The 6,240-nt window shown below is 65.6% G+C and carries 7 protein-coding genes; 5 read left to right on the top strand and 2 right to left on the bottom strand.

The window, feature by feature from the left end; all coding sequences use genetic code 11:
- The first annotated feature begins 237 nt into the window (after window positions 1–237).
- The 3 genes from AYO52_RS14170 to AYO52_RS14160 are packed head-to-tail and all read left to right on the top strand — an operon-like array spanning window position 238 to window position 3,205.
- Window positions 238–1,374, top strand: coding sequence for a site-specific integrase (locus tag AYO52_RS14170; protein ID WP_067718693.1), 1,137 nt, complete (start codon window positions 238–240; stop codon window positions 1,372–1,374).
- The gene (locus AYO52_RS14165; RefSeq protein ID WP_067718690.1) at window positions 1,367–1,720 is read left to right on the top strand and encodes a helix-turn-helix transcriptional regulator; all 354 of its coding nucleotides are present in this window, start codon (window positions 1,367–1,369) and stop codon (window positions 1,718–1,720) included. The genes AYO52_RS14170 and AYO52_RS14165 overlap by 8 nt, the downstream gene beginning before the upstream one ends.
- A gap of 9 nt (window positions 1,721–1,729) precedes the next feature.
- Window positions 1,730–3,205 (top strand): Fis family transcriptional regulator, encoded by a 1,476-nt coding sequence (locus AYO52_RS14160; RefSeq protein ID WP_067718688.1) that lies wholly within the window; start codon window positions 1,730–1,732, stop codon window positions 3,203–3,205.
- Between the two features lie 307 nt (window positions 3,206–3,512).
- On the opposite strand, the gene AYO52_RS14155 is transcribed toward AYO52_RS14160, so the two are convergent.
- Together AYO52_RS14155 and AYO52_RS14150 are read right to left on the bottom strand one after the other, a co-directional pair.
- Window positions 3,513–4,001, bottom strand: coding sequence for a PDDEXK nuclease domain-containing protein (locus tag AYO52_RS14155; protein ID WP_067718686.1), 489 nt, complete (start codon window positions 3,999–4,001; stop codon window positions 3,513–3,515).
- A 226-nt stretch (window positions 4,002–4,227) separates the two neighbouring features.
- Entirely contained in the window at window positions 4,228–4,944 is a 717-nt protein-coding gene (locus AYO52_RS14150) for a DUF3800 domain-containing protein (protein WP_067718684.1), read from the bottom strand.
- Window positions 4,945–5,173: 229 nt separating this feature from the next.
- Here AYO52_RS14150 and AYO52_RS14145 point away from each other — a divergent pair, with 229 nt between their 5' ends.
- Window positions 5,174–5,734: a DNA-binding protein gene (locus tag AYO52_RS14145; protein ID WP_067718681.1), complete on the top strand. Its 561-nt coding sequence runs from the start codon at window positions 5,174–5,176 to the stop codon at window positions 5,732–5,734.
- A 139-nt stretch (window positions 5,735–5,873) separates the two neighbouring features.
- Complete coding sequence (locus AYO52_RS14140; protein WP_067718680.1) at window positions 5,874–6,197, top strand: hypothetical protein; 324 nt, start codon at window positions 5,874–5,876, stop codon at window positions 6,195–6,197.
- Window positions 6,198–6,240 lie beyond the last annotated feature (43 nt).

Raw genomic sequence — 6,240 nt, 5'->3', positions numbered from 1 at the left:
TCATCTGATGCAATACGCAGATTTTTACTTTACATAAGATAAGTTATCGGCGTTCAACTCTCGGGAGTAGTGGTAGGTGCGGTTACTGCCGTCTACCTGGGATGATGGGGTTTGCGCTGGTGGGCGGCGGGGTTGGCTGGCGTGGTGTCGGCGCCGCGGATGTGATGCTTGTGCGTCGGTCCAGCGCCCCGTAGGTTTCTTGCATTAGATGCAGGTTTCCACGAGTCGGAGGTCGGCGTGGACGGTGTCCCGGGATTCGTTCCGCGGTTGTTGCGCGACGGTGAGGTCGGCCTGTTCCGTGCCGAGGACCGCGTGTTTGAAGCAATGGTCGAGGGTTGGCGGGCGCAGATGCTGGCGCGTGGGCTGACGAGAGCAACGATCGACGGGCGCTGCGGGGTGCTGCGCCGGTTCCAGGAGTTCGCCGGGACGTTCCCGTGGTCGTGGAGGCCGGTCGATCTGGATGACTACATGGCTGGGCGGCGCTCGGGTGAGAAGCCGGTGAGCTGGACGACGCTGCGTTCGGACAGCAATGCCATCGCGATGTTCTGTGCCTACGTCTCGAGCTCGAGCTACGGGTGGGGTGCGCTGTGCCAACGGGTCTTCGACGATGTTCCGGCCCAGATCGCGTTCGAGTGGAACACTCCGCGGCACACCTGCGAGGATGCTGTTCCGGCTGGCCGCCGGGCCTTCACGGCCACGGAGCTGCAGAGACTCTTTGATGACGTGGACGACCGGGTCGATCGTGAGTTCGCTGCTGGGAGTAAGCGCTGGCTTCCCCTGTTGCGGGACTCGATCGCGTTCAAGGTCTGCTACGCCTATGGGCTTCGGCGTCGCGAGGTGGCGATGCTGGACGTGCAGGATTTCGGCCCCAACCCGCATGTGCCTGCGTACGGCGACTTCGGCGCGGTGACCGTCCGATGGGCCAAAGGCACCACCGGGTCGGGGCCGCGACGACGCACCGTGTTGACGGTCCCGGAGTTCGACTGGGTGGTTGACCTGCTCCGATTCTGGATCACCGAGCGTGGCCGGCGGCACTTCGCCACCGCTGACCGATCGGCGGCGCTATGGCCGAGCGAGCGCGCCGAGCGGATACGAGTGGGTAGCTTGAGTGATGCCTTCGCTGCCGCCCGCGAGGGCGCCGGCTTGCCGAAAGAGCTCGGACTGCACTGCCTGCGACACTCCTACGTCACGCACTTGATCGAGGCCGGCTACGACCCGGCGTTCGTGCAGACTCAAGTCGGTCATGCCTATGCGTCGGTCACCGGGCTGTACACCTCGGTCGGCAACGATTTCAAACAGAAAACCATCCAGCACATGATCGCTTCGCGGCTGGACGGCCACGGCAGGAAGCAGGACGGAGACGCTGATGGCTGAGCAACGACGCATCGGGTATCGCTGGAATCTGCGGACGCAGATGGCGCAGCGCAACCTGTGGAAGAGCACCGAACTGGTGCCGTTGTTGAGGGCTCGGGGCATCAACCTGTCCGAGAGTCAAGTCTACCGGCTGGTGACCGGCACACCAGAGCGGATCCCGGCACGCACGTTCGCCGCGCTCTGCGACATCCTCGACTGCGAACCCGGCGAGTTGTTCGAGCCGTTCGTGGAGATTCGGGCAGCGGCCACCGCCCAGGCGCCGAAGCGGCCGGAAGACCTGGGGGTGGCACCCGGCCAGCCGATCGCCCCCCGGGTGAGACTCGTCCGGGACGACAACGAGGACTGACCGATACCGATGGCCAGGCCCCGCAAACCCGACGACCCGGACCTACGTCGCGTGTGTCCGTGTGATCGCTGCGGCTTGGGCTACCCGCTGGTGGTCACCTGGGGCCCGGAGGATCAGATCTGCGGCTACTGCTACCAGCAGGCCAAACGCACCCGCGGCACCTGCGACTGCGGCCACATCCGCGTCTTACCGGGCCGAGTAGATGGGCGCCCGGCCTGCCGGGCGTGCGCCCAGATCACCCTCAACATCGATTGCGTGCGCTGCGGCGCCGAGGACGAGATCTACCGCGCCGGCCTGTGCTGGCCATGCGCACTGAGCGAGACCGTCGACGGACTGCTGACCAACCTGGACACCGGCACCATCGCCGAGAGGCTTATCCCCCTGGCTGAGGCGTTGAACTCGATGAAACGCGCCAACAGTGGACTGACCTGGATCCGCCAGCGGCACGTGACCGACTTCCTGAAACAGTTGGCCACCCTCCCGGAGCTCACGCACGAGGCGATCGATGCACTTCCACGCTCGCGCACCCGCGACTACGTGCGCGGGCTCCTAGTCGAGCACGGTGGCCTGCCCCGACGTGATGAGCTGCTTGTCCGCTACCAAGCCTGGGCGGACACAGCACTGGAGAGGCTGACCGAGGACACCAACCGGGCCGTCATTGACCGCTATATCCGCTGGCACCATCTGCGGCGCATGAACCAGATGGACCTCGTCCCCCACGGCACCTTCCTGCGCAGCAAGCAGACCGTCACCGTCGCGATCAACTTCCTCAACTGGCTCGGCGAGCGCGACATCGCGCTCGCCGACGTCGGCCAGGGCGAGGTTGACGCCTGGATCGCCGGCGGGCCGACCACGCGACTGCTCGTCGATCGGTTCCTCGGCTGGGCCATGGACACCAAGAACGCCCCACAAGGGCTCACCGTGCCCCGCCATCGCCGCGGTAACAGCACCACACTCAGCGCCACCGACCAGGCCGCCGCCCTGGACCGAATAGTGGACGGCGACACCCTGACCACACGAGACAAGGCCGCGGCGATACTGGTCCTTGTCTTTGGCCAACAGATCCAGGATATCGCCGCGCTGACCTGGGACGACATCACCGTGACCGAGGACCTGGCGACCATTACGCTCGGCAGCGGCCCGATCGTGTTGCCCGCCCCGCTCGACGGGTCGTGGCGTGAACTTCTGGCCAACCCTGGCCACGACCAGACCGCCGCTCACCCGAGAAGCAACTGGGTCTTCAGAGGGCATTCCCCCGGCATGCACATCGATCCGATGCACCTACGCCTCCGGCTACGAGACCACCTCGTCAGCGCCCGCGCCGCCCGACTCGGCACACTGCATGAACTCAGCAAAACCGCCCCGGCCGCCATCATCGCCGACGTCCTGGGTTATCACCCATCGACCATTGAGCGCCACGCCGTCGACGCGGCAGGTACGTACGCCGAATACATCGTCGCCGTACGCGAGCACGGCCAGAGGTGATTCTCCGGAAATTACCGAGCAATCGGTATCACGGGAAATAGGTAACAGGAAACAATCTCCGTTACCGGAGTGGAGAGTGCCACAGAGTAATTCTCCGCTCGAGAAACCGCGATCAGATCGCCTACTCCCGCCTTACGAACACCCGTTCCTGCCAGCAACATAATGGCTGGTCGAGCCCCGTTTTGGGGCCACAGTGTGTTCCAACGTTATTTACGAGTGGTCCTCGACGTCCCCGGTGATTTGGGCTAAGGCTGCGGTTAGGTCATTCCCGCTGGGGAGTGCCTCGTGCTCTGCGGTGGGTAAGGCCTCATAGCTGAAGGTTGAGACGGCCAGGGGTGCGCCGGCCGGGTTCAGCGCGTAGCGGACGACACGATCGGCAGACCAGGCTCCCGACGGTCGGGGCATGTGCGGTACGGCGCAGGCGATCCTCGACGAGGGCGACGTAGAACTGCAGCTGCCAGGCGTGTTCGGGCTTGAACTTGCCGGTCTTGAGCTCGATGACTACATACCGCAATTGCTCGACGTGGAAGAACAGTAGGTCAGCGTAGAAGTCCTCGCCCCCGACGTCGAAGTGGACCTGCCTTCCCGCGAAGGCGAATCCTGGGCCGAGCTCCCGCAACGTGTCGACGATCCGGTCGGTCAGGGACTCCTCGAGTCCCCGTTCGGCGACCTCGCCGGACAGATCCAGAAAATCAAGGATCAGCGGGTCCTTGGCGATCTGTTGGGCGAGCTCGGAATCGTGCGCAACAAGCTGTTGCGCGATCGGCCCCGCGGTCCAGGAGCCGGCGATGCTCACCTGAACTGCCAGGGGAGAATGGAGGTAGGCTCCGACAGGCGTAGAGCACGGTCGGGTTCGGTGAGGTGAGGCGGCTTTCGCTGAGCGTTAGGGCGTGCGGGATCACCTGGTGAGTCTCGTCGGGGTCTGGTGTGGATCGGGTGTGGCGCGGTAGTCTGGGGGCACAACGGGCCGGATACCGGAACGTTGCCTGCCGAGGGCTCCCGCGAGGGGGCCCTCGTTTTATTTAGGGCTCCCAGGTGCGTTGCCGGTGGGTGTTTTGGTAGATCAGGTGGGCGAGTTTGTCGGTGACTGCTTGAGCTCGGGGGTGCTGATTGTGCACCGCCTGGGCTCGGCGGTGGATGTAGACGGCCATGTCGACGGCCTGTAGGCCGGGGGTGTGGCGTGAGTCGGCGAAGTTGATGGGCGCGGAGATGTGCTGAAGTCGGCTTGGCCGGTATCCGCCGGTGCCGAAGTCTTGGTAGGCGCTGAACTGGTCCTGGTGTTGGGCGCTGGTGGCGATCTCGTCGGCGATGACGATCGCCTGCTCTCCGGCGCCGTGTTGGGCAGTGTAAGTGTCGATCTGCTCGAGCAGGTGGCGGAACACTACGGTGTGGGGCTGTTGCGGGTACCGATATCGGGCGTTGAGGCGTCTGACGTCCACCCCTTCGAAGAGGTACCGCACGCCCGCGTGTTGTGCTGCCCGTAGGACGGCACTGTAGAGGCCAGCTGCTTCGCGGTGTTTGCCGCGAAGGTTGGCCCACTGTCCTGCGCCGCCCATGATCTCGTGTCCATGGAACTCAGCCGTGGGATCGGTGCCGTGTTTCGTGGCGGTTCGCTCGGCGATCTGGGTGTAGAGCTGGTGGAGCTGCTCCCATTGGTCGTAGTCGGCGATTGCTGCCCCGATGTAATAGAGGTCCTGGTCGTAGGACTCGTCGACATAGGCGATCAGCACGTAGTCCATTGTCTCACTCGGGCGCGACAGGCTTGTGTGGCGCGGGCCGCGGTGGCCCGGGACTCGCCTTGTTCTTCGTTGGTTGGCAGGGGTGCTCCGACGGCGAGGGTCCGGCCGGTTTGCTGCGCACTGGCGCGACGGGGATGTTTCGGTTCGGCGCCTGTGGTAACATTGGTAACAAATTGCGTTACCGGTTACCGGTTACCGGTTACCGAATGCTGAATCTGGAGGGGTTGCCATGTCGTCGTCGGAGAAGATCGCTCACGCCTACGGCGTGCTCGTCGCGCGCGGGGACAAGGTCACCGTGCGGGCGGTGCAGAAACAGGCGGGGGTGCGGATCGGCGAGGTGGCGGCGTGGATGCGCGAGCACGCCGCGGGCGCAGCGGGCGAGGTGCCGGAGGCCCCGGACTTGTCGGAGCCGATGTCGGCGATGGTGGCGTCGGTGTGGGCGGCGGCGTGGAAGCGCGCCGCCGAGCAGGCAGACGAGGCCACTGCGGTGGCGCTCGATGCTGCCCGCGCCGGCGAGGCCGACGCTCTCGCCGCGGCGGAGGCAGCCACGGCGCAGCGAGCCGATGCCGATACGGCCAGGGGTGAGGCGGTCCGGGACGCCGAGCAGCTGCGCGCCGAGCTGGCCCAGGTTCGCCAGCAGCTCGAGACGACGCAGCGTGAGTCAGAGCAGGCGCGAGCCCTGGCGGAGGAGGCCGACCGTGCCCGGGTGCGGGCCGAGGCCACCTCGGACACCTTGCGTGAACTGCTGGACGCGTTTCGTTCCTCCGGGCAGGCCGACGATGACAAGTAGCGATCCGCACCGTGGTGGCCTTGTCGTGTCGGACCGGGCGAGCACACTGACAAAGCAGGACTGCCAATGAACAAGCGGCCCGGACCTCCGCCAGGTGAGTTCGGGATGTAACGGGACGAACGCCAACACGGGAGGCGTCATGTGGGATCTACAGACCGCGGTACAGGCCGTGGCGGTGGTCGCGGTGGCCTCGCTTTTGATGCCGCCGTTGGCACGCGGCATCGGGGGAATCTGCGCGGTGATCGGATTCTGTGGGGTGGTGCAGTCGAGCTCCTGGGCGCCGACGGTGATGGCGTTGGGGCCGGTGGCGTGGGTTGTCGGGCACTGGTCGTTCGCGGTCCGCAACGATGTGCATTACCGGTCCCGTCTCGCACGTGTGGTGATCGACAAGACGCCGCTGCGGTGGACGATTCCGCGCTACTGGCAGCTGCGCCGCCAAAGACGCATCGCGGAAGCCCGCTGACACTTCCCACCCGACCGATACAGCAATGGCCCCACCTCTTCGG

Source organism: Dietzia sp. 111N12-1 (genome assembly GCF_001658045.1).
GTDB classification, from domain to species: Bacteria; Actinomycetota; Actinomycetes; order Mycobacteriales; family Mycobacteriaceae; genus Dietzia; species Dietzia kunjamensis.
The sequence above is the reverse complement of the archived record's forward strand: the minus strand, read 5'-3'. Positions and strand labels throughout refer to the sequence as shown.